This window comes from Haloarcula sp. CBA1131, assembly GCF_008728975.1.
In the GTDB taxonomy this organism is placed as follows: Archaea; Halobacteriota; Halobacteria; order Halobacteriales; family Haloarculaceae; genus Haloarcula; species Haloarcula hispanica.
In genome coordinates this window covers 630,441-653,579 of the sequence record NZ_RPCY01000004.1, presented here as the reverse complement: position 1 = coordinate 653,579, position 23,139 = coordinate 630,441, and the positions used below count along the sequence as shown (strand labels likewise).

General features: G+C 56.9%; 33 protein-coding genes and 1 pseudogene. 28 read left to right on the top strand and 6 right to left on the bottom strand.

Annotated elements, in window-relative coordinates:
- Nucleotides 1-65 precede the first annotated feature (65 nt).
- The 7 genes from Har1131_RS20785 to Har1131_RS20755 all read left to right on the top strand — a co-directional run bounded on the left by Har1131_RS20785 (nucleotide 66) and on the right by Har1131_RS20755 (nucleotide 7,072).
- Nucleotides 66-1,103 carry a hypothetical protein gene (locus tag Har1131_RS20785; RefSeq protein WP_050036638.1) on the top strand — a complete coding sequence of 346 codons (1,038 nt, stop codon included), beginning with the start codon at nucleotides 66-68 and terminating at the stop codon, nucleotides 1,101-1,103.
- Nucleotides 1,104-1,542: 439 nt separating this feature from the next.
- Nucleotides 1,543-2,415 (top strand): DNA polymerase, encoded by an 873-nt coding sequence (locus Har1131_RS20780; RefSeq protein WP_050036637.1) that lies wholly within the window; start codon nucleotides 1,543-1,545, stop codon nucleotides 2,413-2,415.
- Between the two features lie 190 nt (nucleotides 2,416-2,605).
- Entirely contained in the window at nucleotides 2,606-3,241 is a 636-nt protein-coding gene (locus Har1131_RS20775; RefSeq protein WP_050036636.1) for an IS6 family transposase, read from the top strand.
- Nucleotides 3,242-3,469: 228 nt separating this feature from the next.
- Entirely contained in the window at nucleotides 3,470-4,174 is a 705-nt protein-coding gene (locus Har1131_RS20770) for a helix-turn-helix domain-containing protein (protein WP_079980839.1), read from the top strand.
- Nucleotides 4,175-4,183: 9 nt separating this feature from the next.
- Entirely contained in the window at nucleotides 4,184-4,714 is a 531-nt protein-coding gene (locus Har1131_RS20765; protein WP_050036634.1) for a hypothetical protein, read from the top strand.
- 750 nt (nucleotides 4,715-5,464) lie between these two features.
- Entirely contained in the window at nucleotides 5,465-6,724 is a 1,260-nt protein-coding gene (locus Har1131_RS20760) for a Cdc6/Cdc18 family protein (protein WP_225308217.1), read from the top strand.
- Nucleotides 6,725-6,811: 87 nt separating this feature from the next.
- Nucleotides 6,812-7,072, top strand: a complete 261-nt coding sequence (locus Har1131_RS20755; RefSeq protein WP_050036632.1) for a hypothetical protein — start codon at nucleotides 6,812-6,814, stop codon at nucleotides 7,070-7,072.
- An 11-nt stretch (nucleotides 7,073-7,083) separates the two neighbouring features.
- Here Har1131_RS20755 and Har1131_RS20750 read toward each other — a convergent pair whose 3' ends face one another.
- Nucleotides 7,084-7,398 carry a hypothetical protein gene (locus Har1131_RS20750; protein ID WP_050036631.1) on the bottom strand — a complete coding sequence of 105 codons (315 nt, stop codon included), beginning with the start codon at nucleotides 7,396-7,398 and terminating at the stop codon, nucleotides 7,084-7,086.
- A 114-nt stretch (nucleotides 7,399-7,512) separates the two neighbouring features.
- Here Har1131_RS20750 and Har1131_RS20745 point away from each other — a divergent pair, with 114 nt between their 5' ends.
- Nucleotides 7,513-8,472, top strand: a complete 960-nt coding sequence (locus Har1131_RS20745; protein ID WP_050036630.1) for an ArdC-like ssDNA-binding domain-containing protein — start codon at nucleotides 7,513-7,515, stop codon at nucleotides 8,470-8,472.
- Here the strand turns inward: Har1131_RS20745 and Har1131_RS22870 are convergent.
- Entirely contained in the window at nucleotides 8,425-8,697 is a 273-nt protein-coding gene (locus Har1131_RS22870) for a zinc ribbon domain-containing protein (protein WP_369804292.1), read from the bottom strand. The two genes, Har1131_RS20745 and Har1131_RS22870, sit on opposite strands and share 48 nt — an antisense overlap.
- 257 nt (nucleotides 8,698-8,954) lie before the next feature.
- Nucleotides 8,955-10,160 (bottom strand): PQQ-binding-like beta-propeller repeat protein, encoded by a 1,206-nt coding sequence (locus Har1131_RS20735; RefSeq protein WP_151148403.1) that lies wholly within the window; start codon nucleotides 10,158-10,160, stop codon nucleotides 8,955-8,957.
- A 149-nt stretch (nucleotides 10,161-10,309) separates the two neighbouring features.
- On the opposite strand from Har1131_RS20735, the gene Har1131_RS20730 reads away from it, so the two are divergent.
- The 4 genes from Har1131_RS20730 to Har1131_RS20715 all read left to right on the top strand — a co-directional run bounded on the left by Har1131_RS20730 (nucleotide 10,310) and on the right by Har1131_RS20715 (nucleotide 13,538).
- The gene (locus Har1131_RS20730) at nucleotides 10,310-11,251 is read left to right on the top strand and encodes a DUF6610 family protein (RefSeq protein WP_050038228.1); all 942 of its coding nucleotides are present in this window, start codon (nucleotides 10,310-10,312) and stop codon (nucleotides 11,249-11,251) included.
- A 57-nt stretch (nucleotides 11,252-11,308) separates the two neighbouring features.
- A complete protein-coding gene (locus Har1131_RS20725; protein WP_050036629.1) occupies nucleotides 11,309-12,154 on the top strand; it encodes a DUF6884 domain-containing protein in 846 nt (281 codons plus the stop codon).
- 101 nt (nucleotides 12,155-12,255) lie between these two features.
- Nucleotides 12,256-13,014, top strand: a complete 759-nt coding sequence (locus Har1131_RS20720) for a hypothetical protein (RefSeq protein ID WP_050036628.1) — start codon at nucleotides 12,256-12,258, stop codon at nucleotides 13,012-13,014.
- On the top strand, nucleotides 13,011-13,538 hold the full coding sequence (locus Har1131_RS20715) for a hypothetical protein (RefSeq protein WP_175055133.1): 528 nt from the start codon (nucleotides 13,011-13,013) through the stop codon (nucleotides 13,536-13,538). The genes Har1131_RS20720 and Har1131_RS20715 overlap by 4 nt, the downstream gene beginning before the upstream one ends.
- Before the next feature lie 85 nt (nucleotides 13,539-13,623).
- Here Har1131_RS20715 and Har1131_RS20710 read toward each other — a convergent pair whose 3' ends face one another.
- A complete protein-coding gene (locus tag Har1131_RS20710) occupies nucleotides 13,624-13,884 on the bottom strand; it encodes a hypothetical protein (RefSeq protein ID WP_050036626.1) in 261 nt (86 codons plus the stop codon).
- Between the two features lie 167 nt (nucleotides 13,885-14,051).
- Here Har1131_RS20710 and Har1131_RS20705 point away from each other — a divergent pair, with 167 nt between their 5' ends.
- From Har1131_RS20705 to Har1131_RS20655, 11 genes are all read left to right on the top strand, one after another.
- Nucleotides 14,052-14,342 carry a hypothetical protein gene (locus tag Har1131_RS20705; RefSeq protein WP_050036625.1) on the top strand — a complete coding sequence of 97 codons (291 nt, stop codon included), beginning with the start codon at nucleotides 14,052-14,054 and terminating at the stop codon, nucleotides 14,340-14,342.
- A complete protein-coding gene (locus Har1131_RS20700) occupies nucleotides 14,339-14,653 on the top strand; it encodes a hypothetical protein (RefSeq protein WP_050036624.1) in 315 nt (104 codons plus the stop codon). Before Har1131_RS20705 ends, Har1131_RS20700 begins: the two co-directional genes overlap by 4 nt.
- Nucleotides 14,644-14,850, top strand: a complete 207-nt coding sequence (locus Har1131_RS20695; RefSeq protein ID WP_050036623.1) for a hypothetical protein — start codon at nucleotides 14,644-14,646, stop codon at nucleotides 14,848-14,850. Before Har1131_RS20700 ends, Har1131_RS20695 begins: the two co-directional genes overlap by 10 nt.
- A complete protein-coding gene (locus Har1131_RS20690; RefSeq protein WP_050036622.1) occupies nucleotides 14,847-15,086 on the top strand; it encodes a hypothetical protein in 240 nt (79 codons plus the stop codon). The genes Har1131_RS20695 and Har1131_RS20690 overlap by 4 nt, the downstream gene beginning before the upstream one ends.
- 58 nt (nucleotides 15,087-15,144) lie before the next feature.
- Nucleotides 15,145-15,510 (top strand): hypothetical protein, encoded by a 366-nt coding sequence (locus Har1131_RS20685; RefSeq protein WP_050036621.1) that lies wholly within the window; start codon nucleotides 15,145-15,147, stop codon nucleotides 15,508-15,510.
- Between the two features lie 233 nt (nucleotides 15,511-15,743).
- Complete coding sequence (locus tag Har1131_RS20680) at nucleotides 15,744-15,947, top strand: hypothetical protein (RefSeq protein WP_007188966.1); 204 nt, start codon at nucleotides 15,744-15,746, stop codon at nucleotides 15,945-15,947.
- Nucleotides 15,940-16,155 (top strand): hypothetical protein, encoded by a 216-nt coding sequence (locus tag Har1131_RS20675; RefSeq protein WP_007188967.1) that lies wholly within the window; start codon nucleotides 15,940-15,942, stop codon nucleotides 16,153-16,155. Before Har1131_RS20680 ends, Har1131_RS20675 begins: the two co-directional genes overlap by 8 nt.
- A gap of 122 nt (nucleotides 16,156-16,277) precedes the next feature.
- Nucleotides 16,278-16,547, top strand: a complete 270-nt coding sequence (locus Har1131_RS20670) for an AbrB/MazE/SpoVT family DNA-binding domain-containing protein (RefSeq protein WP_007188968.1) — start codon at nucleotides 16,278-16,280, stop codon at nucleotides 16,545-16,547.
- A gap of 15 nt (nucleotides 16,548-16,562) precedes the next feature.
- Complete coding sequence (locus tag Har1131_RS20665; protein ID WP_004966192.1) at nucleotides 16,563-16,913, top strand: type II toxin-antitoxin system PemK/MazF family toxin; 351 nt, start codon at nucleotides 16,563-16,565, stop codon at nucleotides 16,911-16,913.
- A gap of 142 nt (nucleotides 16,914-17,055) precedes the next feature.
- A complete protein-coding gene (locus Har1131_RS20660; protein WP_050036620.1) occupies nucleotides 17,056-17,742 on the top strand; it encodes a hypothetical protein in 687 nt (228 codons plus the stop codon).
- 57 nt (nucleotides 17,743-17,799) lie between these two features.
- Nucleotides 17,800-18,699, top strand: coding sequence for a transcription initiation factor IIB family protein (locus tag Har1131_RS20655; RefSeq protein ID WP_050038227.1), 900 nt, complete (start codon nucleotides 17,800-17,802; stop codon nucleotides 18,697-18,699).
- A gap of 89 nt (nucleotides 18,700-18,788) precedes the next feature.
- Here the strand turns inward: Har1131_RS20655 and Har1131_RS20650 are convergent.
- Both Har1131_RS20650 and Har1131_RS20645 read right to left on the bottom strand, forming a co-directional pair.
- A pseudogene (locus tag Har1131_RS20650) lies at nucleotides 18,789-19,217 on the bottom strand (low molecular weight phosphatase family protein).
- 81 nt (nucleotides 19,218-19,298) lie between these two features.
- Nucleotides 19,299-19,688, bottom strand: coding sequence for a metalloregulator ArsR/SmtB family transcription factor (locus tag Har1131_RS20645; RefSeq protein ID WP_007188973.1), 390 nt, complete (start codon nucleotides 19,686-19,688; stop codon nucleotides 19,299-19,301).
- A gap of 132 nt (nucleotides 19,689-19,820) precedes the next feature.
- Between Har1131_RS20645 and Har1131_RS22040 the strand changes: the two genes are divergently transcribed.
- From Har1131_RS22040 to hcsS, 5 genes are all read left to right on the top strand, one after another.
- Nucleotides 19,821-19,973: a hypothetical protein gene (locus Har1131_RS22040; RefSeq protein WP_191907526.1), complete on the top strand. Its 153-nt coding sequence runs from the start codon at nucleotides 19,821-19,823 to the stop codon at nucleotides 19,971-19,973.
- Between the two features lie 264 nt (nucleotides 19,974-20,237).
- Nucleotides 20,238-20,564, top strand: coding sequence for an arsenite efflux transporter metallochaperone ArsD (gene arsD / locus Har1131_RS20640; protein ID WP_007188974.1), 327 nt, complete (start codon nucleotides 20,238-20,240; stop codon nucleotides 20,562-20,564).
- Nucleotides 20,565-22,490: an arsenical pump-driving ATPase gene (gene arsA, locus Har1131_RS20635; RefSeq protein ID WP_151148401.1), complete on the top strand. Its 1,926-nt coding sequence runs from the start codon at nucleotides 20,565-20,567 to the stop codon at nucleotides 22,488-22,490.
- A complete protein-coding gene (gene hcsL / locus Har1131_RS20630) occupies nucleotides 22,487-22,855 on the top strand; it encodes a halo-CC-star protein HcsL (RefSeq protein WP_151148399.1) in 369 nt (122 codons plus the stop codon). The genes arsA and hcsL overlap by 4 nt, the downstream gene beginning before the upstream one ends.
- Entirely contained in the window at nucleotides 22,852-23,034 is a 183-nt protein-coding gene (hcsS, locus tag Har1131_RS20625) for a halo-CC-star protein HcsS (RefSeq protein WP_008308608.1), read from the top strand. Before hcsL ends, hcsS begins: the two co-directional genes overlap by 4 nt.
- Nucleotides 23,035-23,139: the final 105 nt, after the last annotated feature.

Below are 23,139 nucleotides of genomic sequence, written 5' to 3'. Positions count from 1 at the left end.
CGACTTCAGAACTGTAGCGGTTGGCCTCGCCGGCAAAATTTTGTGTTCCTCTATCGGGTGAGAGGATGACTGACTTGACACTCGGTACGTTCGGAGACGGAGACAGCGCCAACGACGACCTCGATCCTGATGCCGTAAGCATTGCCCGATGCGCGACGACGTGTCGCGCTCTTGATCGTGACGACGGCAGTTGGGCAGCCCCGGATGAGGACTGGGGGCTGACAACGCAGCGGCCGGTGTCGGCGATCAACACGTCGGCTGGTCGAGCAACCAAACAGCAAACGCGCTGGGTCGTCGACGGGGATGTCGGGGCATATGTTGAGCAGTACGCGACCGGCGACCTGCTGCAAATCCCAAACACGTACGGCGAGTTCAGTTCAGTCGACACTCGAGTTACATTCGTCGACGGACTTGCTGACAGCTACGGGTACGGCATTGACGCCCAGGCTCTCGAAAAGGCATTGCGGGTCCTCACTGGCGGTGGCCGATACACTGCATCGCAATATACCGCCATCCCGTGTGGGAAACAGCCGTGGATTCTGACGGGGCCAAAAGGGACGCTCCTGTGCAGTTGTATGCCCGTCGAACAGCCGGAGAATCCATACACGAGGAAGCTTCGGACGCCAGAGACGACCCTGCAGATTGAGGAGCAGAACCAAACGGTCCGCACGGGGGCTGCTGAGTTTGCCCACCTGCTATCCGACGCTCTCGGTGTCGATATCGAAAGCGTAGAGTATGCAACAGTACGCGGGCAAACCCAGCACTCGTTCGTCGGCGAGGAGGACAAGTTCACGATCAAAGCCAGTGACTTAGCACAGTTGCACGGGTTGACGAGCGATCCATCTGTCATCCAGGGAGGGGTCAGCCGTGGAGTCCAGCCCCCCAGTGGTGGCGACCCAATCTCGGTTGAGTGGGACGGGCCGGATCATCCGGTTGGATATCTCGACGAGGGAGACGTGATCGCCGGCTACGAGTTTACGTGGGAACAACCCGAAGAGTCGCTGGAAGACGTTGCAGTCGTTCGCGAGTACCGGATCACACGGAACTACTCGCGCTGGACGGTTGACTACAATACCCATCGCCTCGCGTCGGTGGTCCCCTGACCGGCCGTTGTGAATACGGCGAACATATTCATGACGGCAGCAGTCCGTAGAAGTCGGACAAGCAGGATTCGGGATAATACATTAGCTTCGCAAGGCTGATATTGAATCCATATCCGGCATACGTATGACGGATGAAGCCACGCTCCGTATATACCTCCGTTCAATCCGCACAGCACTCGTCGCTATGGCGGTATCAATCCTCACAGCCGGACTCATCATCGCTGACGAAGATGGATTAGGATTTCCTCTATTCATTATCACACTACTCATCTGCGCCTATGCGTTTGTGTCCCCGTTCCTTCGCGGTCAATAGGCACACTTCCAGAGCAGCTGTTTCACCCTTCCTGATGGATACAGAAACCGTATTCACAGCAAATGTGCCATCGACGCCGCCAACGGCATATTTTGTGTGCCCTCCAGGAAGTGGAGGGTAATCGAAATGTCACAGTCCACAGCGGCCAGCAGCACCGAAGCAGCAACCACAGACGCCAAAACGAGCGTGCCAGAGACGCCAGCGGACGGTGAAGCGGAACTCGACACTGCGGACCTCCTGTCGCTCGATGCTCCGCAGTATCTCCGGATCAGCGGCGAGGTCCAGTTGTTTGAGCGGATTTTCGCGGCGGCTGGCACGGTCACAGACAAGACACGGATAGGAATTACAGAGTCGGGAATCGCCATCCGGGCGGCTGACCTGCAGGGTCACGCGATGGTCGACTTGCGTGTTTCTGGGAGTTCGTTCACCTCTTTCGATGCAGGGAGGGGAACGTTGGGGGTGGACGTCGGACGAGTTCGCGATGCACTCTCGGTCGGCGATGCAGGCGACCTTGCACAGTTCGCACTCGATGCAGCGAATAGCACACTGGAAATCAACATCGACGGAATAACGCGCACTATTGATCTTGAGGCGGTTGAATCGCTCCGCTACCCTGTCGAGATGCCGGACATCGACATCCCGGCAACCGTCCATCTGAGTCCAGATGACATCTCGCTCGGTCTCGACGCAGCGGATATGCTTGCCGACCGGTTTGACCTCACCGTTGATTCGGAAACCAGAGAAGCGCGGTTTGCCGCAGACGGCGACACTGACAGCATGACCTACCGGTGGGACGACACCGATCTCATCGCCTTCGAGCCTGCGGATGTCGCAGTGAAACTTGACTCGTCGCTGGTCAAATCAGCTAATGCTGGCCTGCCAGACGGCACGAATCGGGTTCTCCATATCGGAGACTCAGTACCGCTTGTGCTGAAATCGGAGTTCCCCGACGCCGATGGAGCGATGCAATTCGTGATAGCACCGAAGCTCCCGAACTGATTCAGCTTCCTGTGGTTTTCCGGAAACGGTGGTGTGTCTTAACTAACAGCGACCGCCATACTTCCCGACTGTTGGTTAGCGCTAATATGACCGGAGAAGCAACTGTCCCCTTCTATATATGTAATCACAGGGAACTCGGTCGTGTTTAGTTAAGCGTGAAAAGTGAGGCGGACGGATTTCTTGCTGGTTCATGGCAGAAATCAGCCGCCTCAGTGGACATAGAGAGTGGATTGATTTGGATTTTGTGGAGCGCGAGCGGACACCCAAGCCAGCGATGGCGCTCGGTATTCAAGCGCACGTTGCGGGGCTGTCGCTGTCGAATACCGTCGATTTACTCGACTCGCTGGGTGTCCAACGCAGTCGAAAGGCCGTCCACGATTGGGTGCAGAAAGCCGATTTACAGCCAGAATCCGGGAAAGAGCCGAATCAAGTTGCGCTCGACGAAACAGTGATTCGCATCAACGATCAGCAATTCTGGCTGTATGCCGCCGCCGATCCGCAGTCGAACGAACTGCTTCACGTCCGGTTGTTTGCGACGACTACGACCATCCTCACAGAAGTTTTCCTGCGCGAACTTCGGCAAAAGCACGATGTCGAAACTGCCGTCTTTCTCGTCGATGGCGCTCAACACCTCCAAACTGCACTGCAACGAGCTGGACTCCGATTTCAGATGTGTCGCCACGGAAATCGGAACGCTGTCGAACGGATTTTCCGAGAGCTGAAGCGTCGAACCTCGTCGTTTTCGAATTGCTTCAGCCACGTTGAACCGAAAACCGCCGAAAATTGGTTGCAAAGCTTCGCTCGATGGCTCAATGCTACTAACTAAACACTACCGGGAACTCGGCGGCAGAACCAAACCGAAGAACCGTTGGCTCAGACCGCTTTTAGCGGGTTTGCAGCCCTCACCCGACCTCTTGTCGCACTTATTTCTCGGAAGGATCCCAGTGGACCGAGAATATACTGGACGCGGTATCAAGCCACTCTTCTTGGCAATGTCCCAGTTGCTGACAGCTGCAGCGATAGTCTGAAGTTCATGGACTACGGACTGGCTAGTATGACCTCTGATCACAATCACGTTCGTCCGGATGGCGGGATTGACGCGTTGGATCCGCCACCGATGGATGTGATGGACGAAGAGACGCTCAAGCCAGAGACACTAGCCCAGAACGCTGCTCGGCTCGAAACCATTGTCCAACTACTCAACCACCCGGCATTGGCTCGCGTCTACGTCTACGTGTGTTACTGGGGACCGGTTGCTCCACCGGCAATCATGGACGCACTCGATCTCTCGAAATCGACCACCTATGAGTACGTTGATCAGCTCGTTGACCTCGGCTTGGTCGATCGCGATGATTCGACGCGCCCTCAGCAGCTGACTGCTGACCCGGTAATCATCGTTGAGCAGTACGTCCCGATTGTTATCACGCCGACTGTTCTCCACGCCCTTGCGCTTCAGGAAGTCGACGAAGACGTTGAGTATTTCATGGACCGCTACGGTATCGGCAAGCTCATTGCTGCGTTACGGGGTGCTGGACTCCACTTCGCGGGCAAGACAACCCAGCGGATGGTCGCCACTGATATCGACGTTCGCGAGACAGAAGCGATGATGATCATTTACGCGCTGAAACCGGTACTGGCTGTCGGTCAGGAGCATGACCCGTTCTTCGAGTATCTCTTCCCAGACGTACATGATATAATGGACCTCCCTGATCTTGACGAGATATCTGGTGCCCCGGCCCGTACGTCAGCCGATAGGTGAGTTTCTCGGATGGGAACCGACATACCATTCGCTGCCGACCAGGACGTCCTCGTCGACGCAAACATATTCTATGCGATTGGCCGTCCCTCGAACCCTCAGTATCGACGATTTCGGAGTACAATTCAGAACGCCAGCGTTATCTGCAAACTCCCACAGCGCGTGATCGGTGAACTCGGTGGACCAAAGACGGACCGCGTCCAAACAGCGCTCAACGAGGGCTGGGCCACAATCATAGAGGCTCCATCGCCGACAGATGGAGACGCTGTCGCTGGGAGCGATATCGCCAGACGAACCATTGCGAACGAAACCGAACAAGTCGAACACGAAGTGGAGAAAACCGATGCGATTCTTGCGGGGTTAGCCATCCAGTACGTCAGAGACCGGGAAACGACGGGTGTTGCCGTACTCACTGACGATAAGCCAGCCAAGAAGGGGATCAAGAAGGCAGTCCGAGCGCAGGGGTATACGGACTCAATCGCTGTCTACGGATTGGCGGACATCATCGGCGATGATCCCGGCGATTCCATGCGCCTGATCTAGTGGTTTTGCGGAAACGGTGGTGTGTCTTAACCAACAGCGACCGCCATATTCCTCCATTGTTGGTTAACGCTAATTTTGTGTTTCCCCGGTCGAGTGAGGGGATTTCCTCTATGGACCCGACCGAAACAGTTCCAGACTACGAGCGCAGTCTCTGAGAGACGTTCAAGCTGCTCTGTTGAATAGCTGTGACTCAACATCTATTCAACAGGTAGGCCGATTTGATAGTGTTCGTCGCTTCAACCACCAGTACCACCACCGGGAGACGGGGGGTATGAGAGTGTAACTACTGACGGCTTGGAACCCATTTAGGTCTAAGTCAACTGACCTCCACGGGGGGTGAAAGAGTGTAAAATCGGCAAATTCAGCAATCAGAGAGTACCTTACACTCAAGATTTGAACCTAGAGTTCTCCTGGACTTTCTGGGAGTGATTTTATATTAAGATAAACTTTTCGCTAGATGATAGTATAGTTATAGATAGAAGGAATACCTAAAGAGTGGGTAATCGATACAAGAACCTCTCTAACACTTAATCGGGTATATTGACTAGACCACTAGATTTCTTCATTCTTTGGCGTTTTATATCCGAAGTATCACCTCGACTGTTACAGTCCTCTCCTCCACACATTCCTGTGGCTGTTTACACTCTCATACCCCCCGTCCCCGTGGAGTTACACTCTCGGCCACCCCATGTCACTCTCATCACTCTACCGGGGGGTTTTATGAAATATGGGATTTATACCTCAAACAAGATGACACAGGGATTCGGGGATAGGGACACGATATACGAAAATATTGACGTCCTTGAGGCTGATGTCGGGAAATACAAACCGACCGATCTCCCCGAACGGGAGGAAGAACTTGACAAGATCCACATGGCGCTCCGGCCTGTAACTATGGATGGCTCTCCCCGCGATATTCTCGTTTATGGTCCGACTGGCCAGGGAAAAACTGCGGGTGTCAAACTAAAATCTGAGCAACTTCAAGAGTGGGCTAATCAAGAAGGGGTGCAACTGGAAGTCATCCATCTCCCCTGCAAGGGAGCTGACCGTTCATATCACGTCCTAACCAGACTTGTCAAAGAACTTCGCGAAGTACGCAAGGGTCAGGGGGTTGACGAACCCAGTGGATACCAGCGGAAACGGCTGTTTGAAATGGTTCTCGACGAACTTGAGACTATTGGCGGGACTGTCATCATCATTCTTGATGAGATTGATGCCATTGGGGAAGATGACTACATTCTCTACGAACTCTCTCGAGCTAACCCCGATGACGTCAAAATCGGAATCATCGGTATTACAAACGACCTACAGTTCCGGAATAATCTCGACGCTGATGTCCGTTCATCGCTTGGACAGCGTGAAATCACGTTCAACCCCTACAACGCTGATCATCTTCAAAATATTCTTGCTCGTCGTACTGCTCAGGCGCTCCGGGACACACACTTTGAAGACGGACATGAGGATTTTGCCCATCTGAAAAGCGATGTACTTGAGGAAGGTACGATACCTCTGACTGCATCACTCGCCGCACAGGAAACAGGCGACGCTAGACAGGCCATTGAATTGCTGTCCTACGCCTGTGATCTCGCTGATGACGAAGGTGTCGGAATGGTTGGCGAACGCCATGTTCGTGCCGCGAAAGAGGAGATCGAGAGAGAAGCTCTCATCGATACGATTGGTGCTGAAACTACGCAGCGGAAAATCGCACTCCTCACCGTTGTTTCTGCTGAACTGAATGATGCGACGGGTGAAACCACGGCACTCCATCAACTGTACTCCAATCTCTGTGAGTACATTGACGCCAATGAACTCAAACAGCATACATTTAGAGAAAAGCTGAATGACCTCGTCCATTCAAATGTCTTGTCGAAAGACCGTCATGGTCGCGGACGGGGACAAGGAATGTCGAATATGTACACACTCGCTGGAGATGTTAACCCCGATTCGGTCTTAGATGCCTTGGAAGATGATTCGCGTGTTGGGCATATTGTGGAAGTCATTGGCTCCTGATTTCAGGACCCCAAACCAGTTTGATTAATTCCCCTTGGTTTGCTTCTGACACAGACTTTGTGCGCTCCTTCGTGGTGCGGAGCAATCATGGACGATACACGACCAGACTATGAACGGTTTGAGCGCCGTCAACTCGCACAAGACCGAGACAATCAACGAGTACAGACAGTCGACGTCGACGAGTCCAAAGCACGGCGGATTGCGCAGGACCTCAGGGCCGCTGGGACGGTCAAAGCAGTGCCCGAGGACCAATGCCTCTTACACCGGCCTTCCAGTGAAAGATTCGATTCTGATACCACTCTGGTCCACTTCCACCGGGGCTGGGAAGCGGCCACCGACGAAGCATAGCCAACAGTGGATTAGTCGTCAGGACTAGCGGGGCCGATGTACTTCGACTTGATTTTGTCTCCATCACGCCACTGCCAGTATCGGTAGCGATTGTCGTTGATTTCCTTGACTGTGACTGACGCCCCGGACGGGACCCCATCGGGTCTGTCATCAGATTCCTCACCCGACGACTCGTCTTCGGCTTCGAGTCGCGATTCCCGATCGCGATACTCGGCCAGTGACTCGGCGTACTTCGCGAGGTCTCGAAGCTGGTCCGCTGACAGAGATGTACACTCACTACCGATGCCCGACGGGAGCGTTGTCGGTGGCGTGGGTTCCGCAGGCATCACGTTAACCAACATTCGGAGCCAGAATCTTCACCCTGTTGGTTAACAGCGGATTTTCTGTCCCCCAGTGGAGGTGCGGGGGCGTGCCCGAGAATGCGTCCCGAAGATAGACCAATGTCAACGATACAGTCAGATACACCAGAGCAGTCCAGCCAGCAGACCACTTGCACCTTCGACGAGTCCGACTCCCGGGACGAGGAGATGCGCGACCAACTCGATGCGTGGGTCGAGGACCTCGCCGACCTCACGAACGAGGCGCAAGCCAGCGAGCAGTTCCAGCAGTGGCTCGATGTGCAGAGCAAGTTCCACGATTACTCGGCCCGGAATACGCTGTTGATCAAGCTCCAGTGTCCCGAAGCAACCCGAGTTGCAGGGTACAATACGTGGCAAGACGAGTTCGACCGGTACGTCCAGCAAGGCGAGGATGCCATCTGGATCTGGGCTCCGATCATCACGAAGAAGTGCCCCGACTGTGGGAACTCGCCGTCGTATCACGAGAACACGGGCTGTGAGTACGACGAGACAGACCCCGAACAATGGCGTCGAGGGCTAGTCGGGTTCCGGCCAACGTCGGTGTTCGATATCTCCCAGACAGAGGGTGAGCCGCTTCCCGAACTAGAGACAGAAGCACACGGCGACCCGGATGGACTTGTCGAGGACCTGTTGGACGCGACCGACGAGGTCGGCGTCGACGCGAGAATCGTCGCTCCAGAAGAGTGGGAGCATGGGTCTGCACGGGGTGTCTGCCAGCGTCGGAGCGTGATGACCACGAATCCGATGATCGAAGCGGTTGACCGGGAGAATCGGGCCGCCCTCGCGAGTACACTGATTCACGAGTTCGCCCATGCGGATCTTCACTTCAATGTCGAGGATGAGGCGGAGCGGTCGAAACGCGAGGTCGAAGCCGAGGCAGTCGCCTACGTGGTCAGTCGTCACTTCGGGCTGGACCCCGACAACTCGGCGTTCTACCTCGCAGCGTGGGACGGCGACGCACCAGAGACGCTTCGGGACCGGCTGGACCGAATCTCATCGACTGCGGCGGATTTGATCGACGCCGTCGAAGGTGCCAGCTGAGCAGTCGGTCGTGCTTTTCCAGACGTGCCTGAGAGCCGTTTTTTGTGTCTTCCTTGCTGGGTGGAGAGAGTCAAGTATGCGTTCAACACTGATACCACAGCCGGGAGCAGTAAACCCACACATCGAACACCTCTTCGACGTGTTCCGGGAGTCCACTCGGACAGCTGTTACGTCCTGTTCTCTGGCCTTGCACGCGACGTACTCGTTGAAGCGACGGAACGCCACAGGGGATACCACGACGCCTCTGGTAGGTTCCCACGGATATCAATCAGGTCCGTTCAAGAATAACGAAAACGGACGAGCCTCCGATCCAAAGTGGCCACATCTATGACTGAAAAATCTCCGCATGACATGATTTCCCGCAAGGCTCGAAGGACAACTGAGTGCCAATCAGATCTCACCTATGAGGTGGGAACAATCTCCGATACCGGGTATCAATCAATGTATCTTCTCCGTACAACTCTGTGAAGAACTGCCGAGAATCAGGGTGGTTCGAGACAGACCAGTGTCGAATCGTCCTCGTTGTGTGATTCACAGGCGACGAACAGCGCCCCATCACCGACGGCGAGTCCCTGAATACCACCACTCTCGATGATATGAGTCCATCGTGTTGCACCAACCCTTATTCCTCCGACCCCGACACCACCTGATAGATCGAATGCGTGAACATCACCTTTCACCGGAGCATAGATTGTGTCGCCGGCCGCGACAGGGGCCGCGTTATCGAAGTCTGCGCTCACCTGCCAGTGACGGTTCCTGTCGTAGACTCGGAGCGACGAAAGTGATTCCCAGCCCGTACTGTATACCCACGACCCAGCGTAGACGGGCGGTGATCCGGTGTGGCTCTCGGTGGCTATCCAGTCGTTGATGCCGGCGTTGGCTCCATCTTGTAGGTTCCGGAGTGGGCCACTGAATGTGCTGACAACGATGCCGTTGTCCGTCGGTACTATTCCTTCGATCTGGCTCCCTACTTTACGACGCCAGCGTTCTCCCGGCTCTTCTCCGGTGCCATTGAGGGAATATGCATACACCTCGCCGCCGACAGTACCAATATATAATCGAGGGCTGCGGAACGCCATTGTCCTAACCGCACCGAATACATCGATCTGCCAGTGCTCGTCACCGTTCGCTGGGTCAAGCGCGCGAACGGTCCCATCGTCGTTTGCGACGAGTACGAACGGTTCGCTGACAAGTCGACCGGTGATCGGATGGGGCGGACTGTGGATGTGGCCGGCACCAGTCAGAGACCATAGCTTATCGCCAGTGTCAGCATCGACAGCGAAAACCGTGTCATCATCGCTCGTCGTAACGTAGACGATACCGTCGTGGACCGCCGGCGGTGAGGGCCAAGGATGCTGGGTCGGTGCAAATTGCCATAACTCCTCACCCGATTCTCCATCGAGCGCGAGCAGTCCCTCTGCATCCGGTGCGAAGACTATCCCGTCCGCAATGGCCGGCGTGCTGATATCCGAACCAATATCGGCGGCCCACCGCTCTCGGACATCCGTTCGGGGTGCCACGGCATCGGGTGTAAACGCCGTGTTGTGGGGATCGTGGCGGGGCATTGGCCAGTCAGTCGTCGTATCGCTCCCGGGTGAGAACTGTGATTCGCTGGATTCGAGACAGCCGGCGGTTCCGATGAGAGCCACGCCACTAAGGCCGCCGAGAAGTTCGCGCCTGGAGGGCATCATTTGGAATGTGATCCTATATGTGAAGGGCTTTCTGGGTTCTCTCCACGCCATACCGTCGGTGGCCTGTTCCCTGACTTAGATGGGGTAATCTACACGGGAAAGTAGTTTTTGCCGCGCCTGCCAGGTGGGCGCGCTCGGTGTTGTTCATGTCTTCTGAGGCGCGACACTCTTGGTCAGCGACGGCTGTCAGCGATGCACAGCAGACTGAGTACATTGGGTTCCTTCACCGGGAGCCGTTCGTAATCGACGCTTACCGGCTTGGATTCGCCGTCGGCGTTCGCGAGGACTACTCGTATCAGTCCAAACTGCGGAACGTCGACATCCCGATTGAGATTCTAGACAACGACTTCCGGAATCCAGACTTGGACCGGTACATCGAACGCTTCGAGCAGTACGAGCCATCGGTCGGGATGCTTGGCGACGCATACGACCAGCAGGAAGCGCGACGGTACAACCAAGCCGCACGGGAGCTGAAGCGGAAGTTTCCGGGGACAGAGGTCATCATCGTCCCGAAGTGCCGCGACGCAATCGACGTGATCGACGACGACATTGTCTTGGGCTACCCGATGGGCTACTCCGACCAGACTGCTGACGAATACACGGATATTGTAGATTGGCGAGGGCGGCGAGTGCATCTGCTGGGGGCAAGTCCGACGAAGCAGTATCCGGTGATCGAGGAGCTGACACAGCCGCGTGTGACCGGTGAAGAACCAGCAGATATTGTTGGCGTCGACTGGAACGGGGTTCATCTGGCGGCGCTTCACGGCGAGTACTTCTCACCACACGGCTACGGGAGTGCGGACCACCTCTCGATCCGGGAGACGGTTCGAGAGAGCCTGCGACACATCCGGTCATACTGGAAATCGCGGGGTGTGTGGCCGACCGTGAAGAAAGACCGGACCCCGCTAACAGCGGAACCGATGGACCCTGTCTGGGCTGCTGACGGTTCGAGAGCAACTGTGAGTGGCCTTGAGGATGCGATTGTCGTTGAGTACGAGAACGGACAGACGCTCGCGTACCGGAGCCAACACGAACGAGACAGGGTGGAATACCGGGCAGGGCTCACTCCCACTGAGGTCCACGGCTAGAGCCGACCGGACAGCCTCAGAGAGTTTTGTGACTCCCTGGTGGGGTGAGGGAAACAGATGACTACCACTCAGACTGAGCGAACTCGTGGCCGCTTCGTACTCATCGGATGCGGCGATGCGAAAACCGACCAGCCAGTTGCAGCTCGCGATCTCTATACATCCTCGTACTTCTCGGTCAAGCGATCGTATGCCGAGGCAGCTGTCCAGTGGGCTCGAACTGCTGACCGACGAGCGAACACTTGGGCGGTTCTCTCTGCAGAACACGGGATCTTGATGCCCCGGCAGACGGTCGCTCCGTATGATACGACCATTGAGGACCTGCGCGGCGAACCCATCGAGGGAGAAGCTAATTATCGGCTGCCGTCAGGGGAACAGGTCGAAACCCGCCTTGACCGCTGGGCGCTCCGTGTCCACTCGTCTCTCGGTGATTGGCTCCGGCGGCCTTATGCTGCCGATCAGCAGGAGTCCCCCTGCCGGGAGTTGGTCGTTCTGGCCGGCAGCGACTACGTCGACGCGCTGCGTGAGCGCGACATCTTCGACGGCCGGCCAACTGCGATTCGTACTGGACGAGAGACGTACACTGCCCTCCCGCCGAAAGCGACAGTCCGCTTCCCCTTCCAGGAGCGTGACTTCGACGGGATGTTCGACCAGATGGACTGGCTTTCAGACCGCGTCGAAGAACTCTCGGCAGCAGCGGCTCCAGCTCGACGATCAGAACTCTCGGCCTTTGACGGCGGCTTCGAGCGCGATTCTGCTACGTGGCAAACAGGCCACAGTGGCGTCGACGTCGAGGGGACTGAGCAGGCAGGGCTGGATGCATTCGAGAACGTCCCCGAACGGTTCCTTGCCACGAGACAAACGAGTCTTGCGACCGACGGCGGGGAAGGAGAACAGGGTGGATAGCACGCAAACCCACGATACCGACTGTGTTAACCAACACTCATCGCTTCTGTTGGTTAACGCGCTGTGTCGGGCGGTTTTCTGTTCCTCTGTCGGGTGAGAGGATGTCCACACACTCAGCGTCGAAGTCGTTTCAGCATCGCCCGCCAGCAGACACAGGGGAGTGTTTCTGTCCGATTCACGCCAACGGTGACCCGTTCACCGCACCCCTCGGGATTCGATTTGCCGATCACGTCGCCGTCGAGCCAATCGACAGAGAGACCGCAGCCGCCGTCTACGAGGCGCATCACTCTTATATGGGGTCGCTGCCGTCGGTCAACCTCACCCACCACGGGCTGTACTTTCAGGACACGTTGGTCGGGGCCATCACCTACCGCTACCCGCTCATCTCGAAGAAGCGAATCCGGTACGGCGTCGACGGCCAGCTCTGTCCTGAACCAGTCGAGATCGACAGTCTTCCAGCAGAGATACGAACGACTGCCCGACGGGTGCTTCCGTCGACGGACACACCAGTCGTTGACAGTGAGGTGATTTCTGGGGACTCGCTCGTCGAGGCCGCGCGGATCTGCATGGGCGTTCGGATGCCAAACCTCGCGTCGGCGGCGCTGGCCCGCTCACAGGAGCACTTCTTGCAGAGTGACGACCGTGACACTCGCTTCTTCTTAACGTGGGTGCGCTCGGACTACGACGGCGCGATGGTTCGGGCGCTGCAAGACAAGGGCTGGACCTGTACGGGCTATCGAGAACCAGGGCAAGCGAGCAACCGCGAGAACAAGCCGATTCGTGAGCGATACAAGTGGCGGTTTCTCTGTCCCATCGAAACTGCTCGCAAGCAGTCAACACTTGCACGGTGGTCTCAGTGATCGACGTCCAGCCCGAGGCAACGGCTGAGTGCTGTCGGTTCTGTGGGGATAGAGCCGATATCTTCGGCGAGGCGTACACCTACGTCCGGTGGCCCGACGAGGTCGACCGAGAAGACGGCGTGTTCCGATTCGCGATTTGCCGGGAGTGTGCGCTTCAGGACCGCGACAACGTCGAGCAGGCCGCTTCGCTCTTCCACGAGGCAGATCGGGACTATCTCGTCACCTGCGATGTCTGTGGAGCCGTAGGGTGCCGGTCTGCCAGCACTCGCCGGCCAGCAGCGGAGACGTATCGGCTCGCGAGCGTCATCTCCTGGTCGGTGAGTATCAACGGCTTCGACGGGGCAACGCACTCTTGTAGTGAGTGCAGTCCCATCGTGACGGTCGACTGTATGAAACGTCCCAACCGGACATACGATGATGAACAGCCGCGTCTCGTTGAACCGCCGTTTGACGCAGTTGCGAAGACAGCAGACGATGCTCCGGCAGACAGTACACAGGTTGAGATCGGCGGGTGGACTGGATAGCCGACGGTAGTTCCCTGAAACCGGTGGCCTAATCCGTTAATGAGCAGTACAGGTGAACTACTTACTGCGGGTTACATAGACCGACTCAGAATAGGTCGATACCAGCACCAAGGGCAAAACCGACCCCCAGTGCGAGCGTTGAGTAAAGGGCTTGTTTGCTGGTAGCACGAAAAACACCGGAAAGCATTATCCCGGTTGAGCAACCGAAGAGGAGACTATGAACTACTGTCTCCTCACTTCCGACCGACCCTGATGATGCTACGACTTCAACGAGGATTATGCCAGCGAAACCGAGCAGAAAGAGGGCTCCGTCTCGCCGTATGTTCCGTTCTTGCCGCTCAATCATATAGCACCGTTGAGAGGATACTTGAATAGGCTTTGTCATTCGCTTTGCTAAGTTCGCAATTTTATTGAGCAGGTATTTCAGCCAACACAGTAAGCACAAACTCCGTTCACAGCGGCAGCAACCCCCCATTTTGTGTTCCTCTGGCGGGTGAGAGGATGTCTCGAAATATGTCCTGCCGTCGTTCGGAAGACCTGTCACAGCCAACCATCCCGAAGTTCGTCGAGTCCATCGCGACGACTGTTCGAGGACAGCCCGACAGCGTCGGTGTTGAAGCAGTTGTCCTCCGTGCGGTGGCCCGGCGCTCAGACAGCATTGACCTCCCGGACGTACTCGAACTTCGGTCGCTCTTGGACGTCAACAGTGAGCAGGTAGACACGCTAGAGGAACAGGTCACGAGTATCATCAGCGCCATCGACGCCGAACTCGCTGGTTTAGACCGCCGGGAGGTCGCTGCATGAACGCAGCAGGAACGGCCACGTTGGGTGATTTCGACGCTGGTGGCCCACGCTCGGATACGCTGATTGACAGACAGAGCGCGGCACAAGAAGCCGCTGCCGGCGAGTGGGAATTTCTCGCTGCTGGCAACGACACGATCGGGTGGCACATTCCCGACACCGGAGCGACAGTCTTGCTGAAATACAGTGACGCTGGCTGGACGCTCGAACGGGCGACCAGACTGGTCGGGACGCGGCGGTCACTCGACGCCGGGCTGGAGCTTGCCAGCTCGTACATGGCAGACAGACCGGAGGGAGCGTCACCATGGCGATGATTGAGCGCGAGCAGTGGCGTCGCGAGGAACGCCACCGTGTTCCGGCAGCACTGGCACGCGCCCGGTTCTGGCAGCCGGTTGCGCCACACAAAATCGGCTTCTGGGACGCCGTCGACGAGACGCTTCTGGCTGATTATCCGGGCTGTCGGTACACGCGCAAGACAACGCTCGATGACTTCCGGGGAGAAGATGCATGAGCGACACTTCTGACCCAATTCTCGACAAACTCCCTCCAGAGCGGTTGCTGGACGCCGATCATCTCCAGCCAATCGTCGCCGGCATCAACTGTATGCACTCAATGGAGACGATCCAGCAGTATCTCGCCTACGAAAACCAGCACGAGAACCGGACGCCAGTCCAGTCTCGCCTCCGAGAGCGGGCACGCGAGATCCGTCGCGATGAATCGGATACCGAGGAGCAAGCCGTCGCATAATTTCTGTGCCCCAACGGAGTGAGGGGCGTCCCACAGAGGGCGCTCCGCCAAACCGACTATGTGTGAAAACAAGACAGACGAGACGGCTGTACAGCAGTGCGACGACCTCGATATCGACCCTGATGCCGTGGATATCGGTGATGGACTGAAAACGGCTGAGGGCACGTCTGCACTCGCCGTCGTCGGTGTTGACGCTGAAAAGGAGCGGGTGAAGGTGTACTCCCCGTCCGGTGAGCTGACGGTCAATCGCTGGGTGAGCATGGACCTGTTCAGCGTCCACTCCCCGAACGAGGACATCCAGACTGACGCCGACCGCGAAGCGTGGCTGAACGAGACGCTGCCGAAGAAGGCCACGCATATCGACGGGAACGTGTACCCACTCAGGTATGCCATCGACGAGAACGGGAACGTAATCGCGGAATAATCGAGGAGCCGTACCAGCCACTCTTTCGCTCACTCTCACGCTCACGGTTCCCGAGCGCAAGCGCTCGGGGGACACGCTCCACCTTGGACCGGCAAGCCGGTCCGGCGGTCCCGCTTCTGGAGGCAGGTAAGGTTCATGCCGATGAATCGGATGGCTGGGAACGAGCCATCGTATAATTTCTGTGCCCCAGTGGGGTGCGGGGCGTCCCACTGAGGGCGCTCTGCCGACTGACTATGAGTAAGAACAAGACAGACAAGACGGCTGCACAGCAGTACGACAACTACCCCGATCCCGACGCCATCGTTCACTTTGGCGATGTCTCGGAGGAACTGGTCGAGTTGGTCGAGGAAACGCTAGAGACTTCGAAGTTCCTGTCGGCCTCTCGCGACGACCTGCCCGAAACGACGCTGCTCGTCGAGGCGGTCGACAATGAGTGACGACCAGCTGTTCATCGTCGTGGAGGGCGTCGGGCCAGCAGATTTTCCCGAAAACGAGGCGAGTTCCAACAAGCAAGACGAGGCCGTTGCTCTCGCGAATGACATACACGACTTGATCCGGGAAGAGTACGGCAACGAAGAGGTCGAGGGCGTCATCCCGGTGGTCAATCCCGACGCACACGAGCAGATGCAGGCGACCGAACTCTGACAGGCGGCGAAAAGGCAGTTTCTTTAGCCATGGTGCTGGCTGCAACGCCTGCTCAGTATGTATGCGAATTGAATGACCATGCCACCGACATCTATATCAGTATGAAAAAAGTATGAATAGGTATGCCTGAACACAAACGGAAAGTCGGAGATCGGGGGCAGGTGACGATTCCGAAGGAACTGCGAGACCGTCGTGGCATCGAAGGCGGTGACGAAGTTGAATTCGTCGAAGTGAATGACGAGATCATAATCAAACCGCCGACAGATGAGGAACGGCTTGCTGAGGGATACCGAAAGAGAGCCGAGCGGTCTCGTGAGTTGGCTGAAGAAATGGAAGAAGCATCCTCAGAAGCAACCGGGCATCTCGGTGACGCGCCCGGTTGGAGCGAGTGAATTCTGGAGTCAATTGTGCAGGTACGCCGCGGCGACATTGTCATTGTTGAACTGAATCCCACGAAAGGGAGTGAGCAGCAAGGGAAGAGCAGGCCCTGTGTTGTCATCCAGAACGATGTTGGGAATCAGTACTCGCCGACAACCATCATCGCTCCATTCACAAAGCAGTACACGTCTGGAGACACGTACCCGTTCGAGGTAGAAGTACTGGCTTCGGATACTGTCCTTGATCACGATTCAGTGGCAGACCTAAGTCAAATCCGGGTTGTTGACATCGACGAACGTGTAAAAAAGAACATTGGGTCTGTCCCGTCATCAGACATGGTGAAAATCGACTCGGCAATCAAAGATAGCCTCGGCATTTGAGCGAAAAGTTCTGTCAGTGTATAGTCTGCACTGACCACTTCTGTCTGAAATAGAGTTGCGCCTTCACAAACTCTAGTCACCGAATTTTCTGTGCCCCAGCGGGGTGAGGGGCGTCCCACAGAGGGCGTGCCGCCTGTCATTCATGGCTACCACAGAATCCCGTAGCGACGCCGGCAGCATCGACGAGAGCGAACTGGAGAAGGCTGACCCGAACAACCGGACCGTTCGGGCGCTGACCGAAGTCATGACCGTGATGGACTCGATTGGTCGGGCACGAAACGACGACGACCTCTTCCTGGTCAACTCCGGGTCTGGCTCAGAGTACCTTGTCGACACTCGAACAGGGAGTTGCGAATGCAAGTGGAAACAGTTCAACCCCGGCGAGGAGTGCAAGCACCAGAAGCGAGTCGCCTTCGCCACCGGCGAGCGACCTATCCCGCAGTGGGTTGACGACGACGCTCTCGATGGCCAGTTCGGGTTGCACGTCGACGGCGAACCCCGCAAGGCAGTCGCTGACGGCGGAGTCATGCAGGTCCGGTTCGACGACAGCGGCGTCACGGGCCCCAAAGAGGACCCCTTGGCTGTCACCTCCGAGGACGAACCACGCACGAAACGAGCGAAGCAGGAAGATATCGACGTTTCCTTCCTCGCAAAGCCCGGTCGCTACGAGGTTCACTCAGCATCAGATAGCCGGTACGAGGTCGACGTGCTCGAAGAGACGTGCAGTTGTCCCGATGAGGCCGAGCGGTGCAAGCACCGTCGCCGGGTCGAGATCGAGATCGACGCCCAGCGAGTCCCGCGCCCGGATGGAAAACTGCCAGACGCCTAACCGGGGGCCGCAGCGGGTTTTCTGACCTTCTGGTCAGGTGAGAAGATGTCTCGAAATATGTCTTCACAAACTGTCCAGACAGCGTTGTCTGCAGCTACGCCGGGTTGTCCCGAGTGTGGCGGCGAACTCGACAGCACCGGCCGAGAGACGCACTGCGAGGACTGTGGCCTGGTGACCGACCAAGACCAGATCGACCGCAGGCCAGCGTGGCGAACGTACGATCAGGAGGAACAGAAACGGACGGGCGCACCTCGGACGGCCACTCGCCACGACCGGGGCCTGTCGACGAACATCGGAAGCGTCGATAGTGCAGATATCTCTCCGAGACGGCGTCGACGGCTTGCTCGCCAGCGACGACTCCATGGCCGGTCGAAGTTCACCAGCAAGCGCGACCGGAACCTCGCTCACGGGCTTGGCGAAATCCGACGCATTGCGAGTGCGCTGTCTGAGAGCAACGCGGTGAAAGAGCAGGCAGCCACGTTCTTCCGGGAGGCACAGGACAAGGACCTCCTGATCGGACGGTCGATTGAGGGCGGTGCAGCGGCCGCTGTGTACGCCGCCTGCCGGTGCAATGGCCTCGTGACGATGGAGACGGTAGCCGACGTTGCCAGGTGTTCTGCATCGCACGTCTGGAACTGCTACCGGACGTTCCTGACAGAACTTGACCTTCCGATCCCAGTATCGCTCCCGGTGGACTGGGTGGCGCGGATTTGTTCGGACCTTCCATTCGACGTTGCCCCGGACATTCGCCAGCGAGCGCTCGAACTCGCAGAACAGGCAACCGAGTCAACAGCGGTCAACGGACGACCGGATGGAGTCGCAGCCGGCGCTCTGTATCTCGCCGGGAAAGAGTCAGACATCCGGCTCACGCAAGCGACGATCTGCGAGCCGCTGGATGTGCATATTACCACGGCCCGGCAGTGGTTCCAAGAGATCGAGGAGCATATCGTTGCGTGACCGCTCGCGACGGACTATGGCTACTGTCTATGTGTTTTTACAGAAACGGAATTAAATCCACACCGAATAACCTACACCATCGCTACGCCTTATCCGTCAGCATAGAATTCGTCGAAAAGGTCCGAGACGCGCTGTGCTATTTCATCTCGAATCTCGCGGACCTGCTCCATGTCCTGCCCGTCCGGGTCGTCCAGTCCTCAATCGCGGACATCGACAGTCTCGGCGTCGAGTTCGAGTGTTGAACAACCCATCGTGGCGACCACGTCACAGGACTCGAGTTCCTTGGTCGAGACCTCCTGAGGTGTCCGGTCCGAGAGATCGATGTCAAGTTCGCCCATGACAGTGACGACTTCCTCGTGAACACGGTCAGCAGGGTGTGTCCCACCGGTGAGAATCTTAATGCTATCTCCGAGACCCCGCCGCTCACGTTCACGCTCTGCAAAGGCTGTCGACATCTGACTGCGGCCAGCGTTTTGTACACAAACAAATCCAAATTTCATCGTTGAGTCAGCGGACATAGATACTCCATTTACTTTGTCTATCAAGAGTTCTCGTATGTGACCTATATTGACCTCTGTATTTTTCGATAGTTCGTGGAGTCATTTTCGAGACCCATCGAGTGCGACCAACAATGCACTCGCCCGTGGTGTCGTCCGATATTTCCGCCACTTTCCGTCTTTCCGTCGACTCAGGAGTCCGGCGTCGGTGAGCTGGGAGAGCGCGTGACTGATAGCGCTGTCACTCACATCTAGCAGTGGTGAAAACTCACAGACACAGAGCTCCCCATCGGCCATATGCAAAATCCGGACGATTTTGTATCGTGTCTCATTGGCGAGTGCGGACAGCACACTCACATCTGATTCAAGATCCGGACCGCCCGCGGCTGCGTCAAGTTCTTCCAATTCAGCGAGCCGCTGGGCCGCTTCCTCGTCGCCACAGCCACCTCGTTCATCGGAGAGATACCGCTGTAGCCGCTCGGTTGATGACATACGCACAGATTGAGTAGACAGTAAAGTAAGTGTTGCGTAGTGGGTACTGTATAATTTGACTGTGGAATTCTAAACAATTTAGTAATGACTCAGATTAGCCCGAACCATTGAGTACGGTGGTGCGCTCCGACAGTGCCACTTGGTACAACCAATAGCGTCGGTCACAGCGACGACTCACGAGCGGTGTCACTGCTGATGTCTACGTACGAGCGGGTGAACTACGAGCGTGTCGAGTCGGTTTCGGGCACGATGTCGGTCTCAGTGATTCTCTCCAGAGCGAACTAGCCGACGCCTCGATGGTACATTATGGTTCTAGCTGGCGGAACAGATCTCAGGAACACAGCGAGAACGGCCACGGAGAATACCGCCACTTCGACGGGCAAGCGACGGTCGTCATCGGCGACTCATGGGTGATCGATAGCTTCGTGGGCTGACCAAAGGGTTGAAGTACATATGAACAAACTCTAAATTGAAGCCGGTAGGATAGGAGTGAAGATACAGAACTCAATTCGAACATCTTGACTGTTCGATTGAACGATCTACAAAACTATGACTGAACTCACCCTGTACGAAGAAGCGATGTGTTGTTCCACAGGCGTTTGTGGACCGGACCCCGACGACGAACTCGTCGAGGTTAGCGCCGCCCTCGACCAACTCGAAGACGAGTTTGATGTCGATGTGTCGCGAGCGAATATGCAACACAACATCGAGCAGTTCCTCGAAACCCAGCGAATCGCTGACCTGGTCGAAGAGCACGGCCCGTCGATTCTCCCGATCACCGTCGTCGACGACGAGATCGTCGCCAAAGAGGCGTATCTCTCGTACGACGAGCTTGCATCGACTATCGAGAATTCCGCCGACCCACAGGAAGCGTAGATGGCTACCACACAAACACCAGCCGAAGAAGTTGTCGAGCCGAATAGCGAAGAGACAGAGTTCGTATTCTTCAGCGGCAAGGGCGGCGTCGGCAAGAGCACTGTCAGCTGTGCCACGGCGACGTGGCTGGCCGACAACGACTACGAGACACTGTTGGTAACAACGGATCCAGCCCCGAACCTCTCGGACATTTTTGAGCAGGACATCGGCCATGAGGTAACCAAAATCGACGATATCGACAACCTCTCTGCTATCGAGATCGATCCCGACACCGCGGCTGAAGAGTACCGACAGGAAACGATCGAGCCGATGCGGCAACTGCTCGACGACGATCAAATCGAAACAGTCGAAGAGCAGTTGAACAGCCCGTGTGTCGAAGAAATCGCGGCATTCGACAACTTCGTCGAGTTCATGGACAGTCCGGAGTACGACGTGGTCGTCTTCGACACTGCACCGACCGGCCACACGATTCGACTGATGGAACTCCCTTCGGACTGGAACGCCGAACTCGAGAAGGGCGGTTCGACCTGTATCGGTCCTGCTGCCTCCATGGAGGACAAGAAGGACCAGTACGAGCGAGCTATCGACACGCTTCAGGACGAACAACGTACGACATTCGCGTTCGTCGGCAAGCCGGAGGATTCCTCACTCGAAGAGATTGAACGCAGCGCGTCGGACCTCGGTGACCTGGGCATCGAATCACAGTTCCTCGTGATCAACGGCTACCTCCCCGAATCGGTCTGTGAGGACCCCTTCTTCGAGGGGAAACGCGAGGACGAACAGGCAGTCATCGAGCGGGCACAGACCGAATTCGACACCGACGCGATGGCGACCTATCCGCTTCAGCCCGGCGAAATCGCCGGTCTGGAGCTGCTGTCGGACGTTGGGGGTGTCATCTACGACGGCAACGAGGCCAACGTCGACGTGGGCGCGCCTACTGATGTCGAGTCGGAGCGGTCTGTCGATATCGATGCGCTAGCCGGTCCGGAATCGGTCGCCGACCAACTCCAGCCGGAAGATGGAACGCGGTACTTGTTTTTCACCGGGAAAGGCGGTGTCGGCAAGAGCACCGTGGCCGCAACGTCGGCGACGAAACTCGCCGAAGCTGGCTACGAGACGCTGGTCGTGACGACCGACCCAGCTGCCCACTTGGAGGATATTTTCGGCGAAGCTGTCGGTCACGAACCGACGTCGGTGAGCCAACCGAACCTTGACGCAGCTCGTATCGACCAGGAGAAAGCCATCGAAGAGTACCGAGCGCAGGTACTTGACCACGTCCACGAGATGTACGAAGGCAAGGAAGACACTGAGCTGGATGTCGAAGCTGCGATTGCGAACGTCGAGGAAGAGCTCGAATCGCCGTGCGCTGAGGAGATGGCCGCACTGGAGAAGTTCGTGAGCTACTTCCAGAAAGATGGCTACGATATCGTAGTCTTCGACACCGCTCCGACGGGCCACACGCTTCGCTTGCTGGAGTTGCCGTCGGACTGGAAGGGCTTCATGGACCTGGGCTCGTTGACGAAGGGGGCCGCACCGGCAAAGGGCGACCAGTACGACGAGGTCATCGAGACGATGCAAGACCCCGACCGGAGTTCGTTCGCGTTCGTCATGTATCCCGAGTTCACGCCCATGATGGAGGCCTACCGAGCGGCCGAGGACCTCAAAGACCAGGTCGGTATCGAGACGGCCTTCGTCGTCGCGAACTATCTCCTGCCCGAGGAATACGGTGACAATGCCTTCTTCGCGAATCGGCGGGCTCAGCAGGAAAAGTATCTCGGGGAGATCAAGGACAATTTCGAGACCCCGATGATGCTCGCGCCGCTGCGCCGGGACGAGCCGGTCGGGCTGGACGAACTGCGCGCCTTCGGTGACGAGATTACCGGCCTCTCGGAACTCACGAAGAAACAGGAGGTGAGGATGTCATGAGTGAGTTCCAGTTCGAGGAGCAAGCCGTCGAAGACACGCTCCGGACGTTCATACAGACACTCACAGACTCCGAGACATATCGCGAATTCGACGAGGCGAGCGAAGCACTTGATGAAGACTCAGAAGCGACAGCGTTACTCCGCGAATTTGACCAGAAACAGGAGCAGATGCAACAGGGTGAGTTCGACCAGTCAGTGATGAGCGAACTGCAGGACCTCAAATCGGAGATGGCAGATAACGACACTATCCAGCGACACCGCGAAGCACGAGAAGCGCTCGTCGAACTCTTGCAGGGTACCAACGAGGTAATAACTGAGCAAATCGGTCGGAAATTCGCTCAGTCAACTGGGGGTGGCTGCTGTTGAGTATCACTGACGAAGACGTGCTGGAAGCGGCCGAAGCACTGGGGGAGGAACTAACGCAGAAACAATCCGAAGCGACCGATTCTGAGTTTGAGACGATACTAGAGGAGTGTAGCAAGGCGATCAGCGAGGAGACCGGAATCAAGTACGACGATGCCTGTGACACCGGCGGTTGCTGTTAAGAGCTGACGGCGATATCGGTAGTTCTTCATATCATATTTCGCGCTTCTAGACTTACTCCTAACCAACTCAACCTACAACGTTTTCAATCGGGGTTTAGATCATGT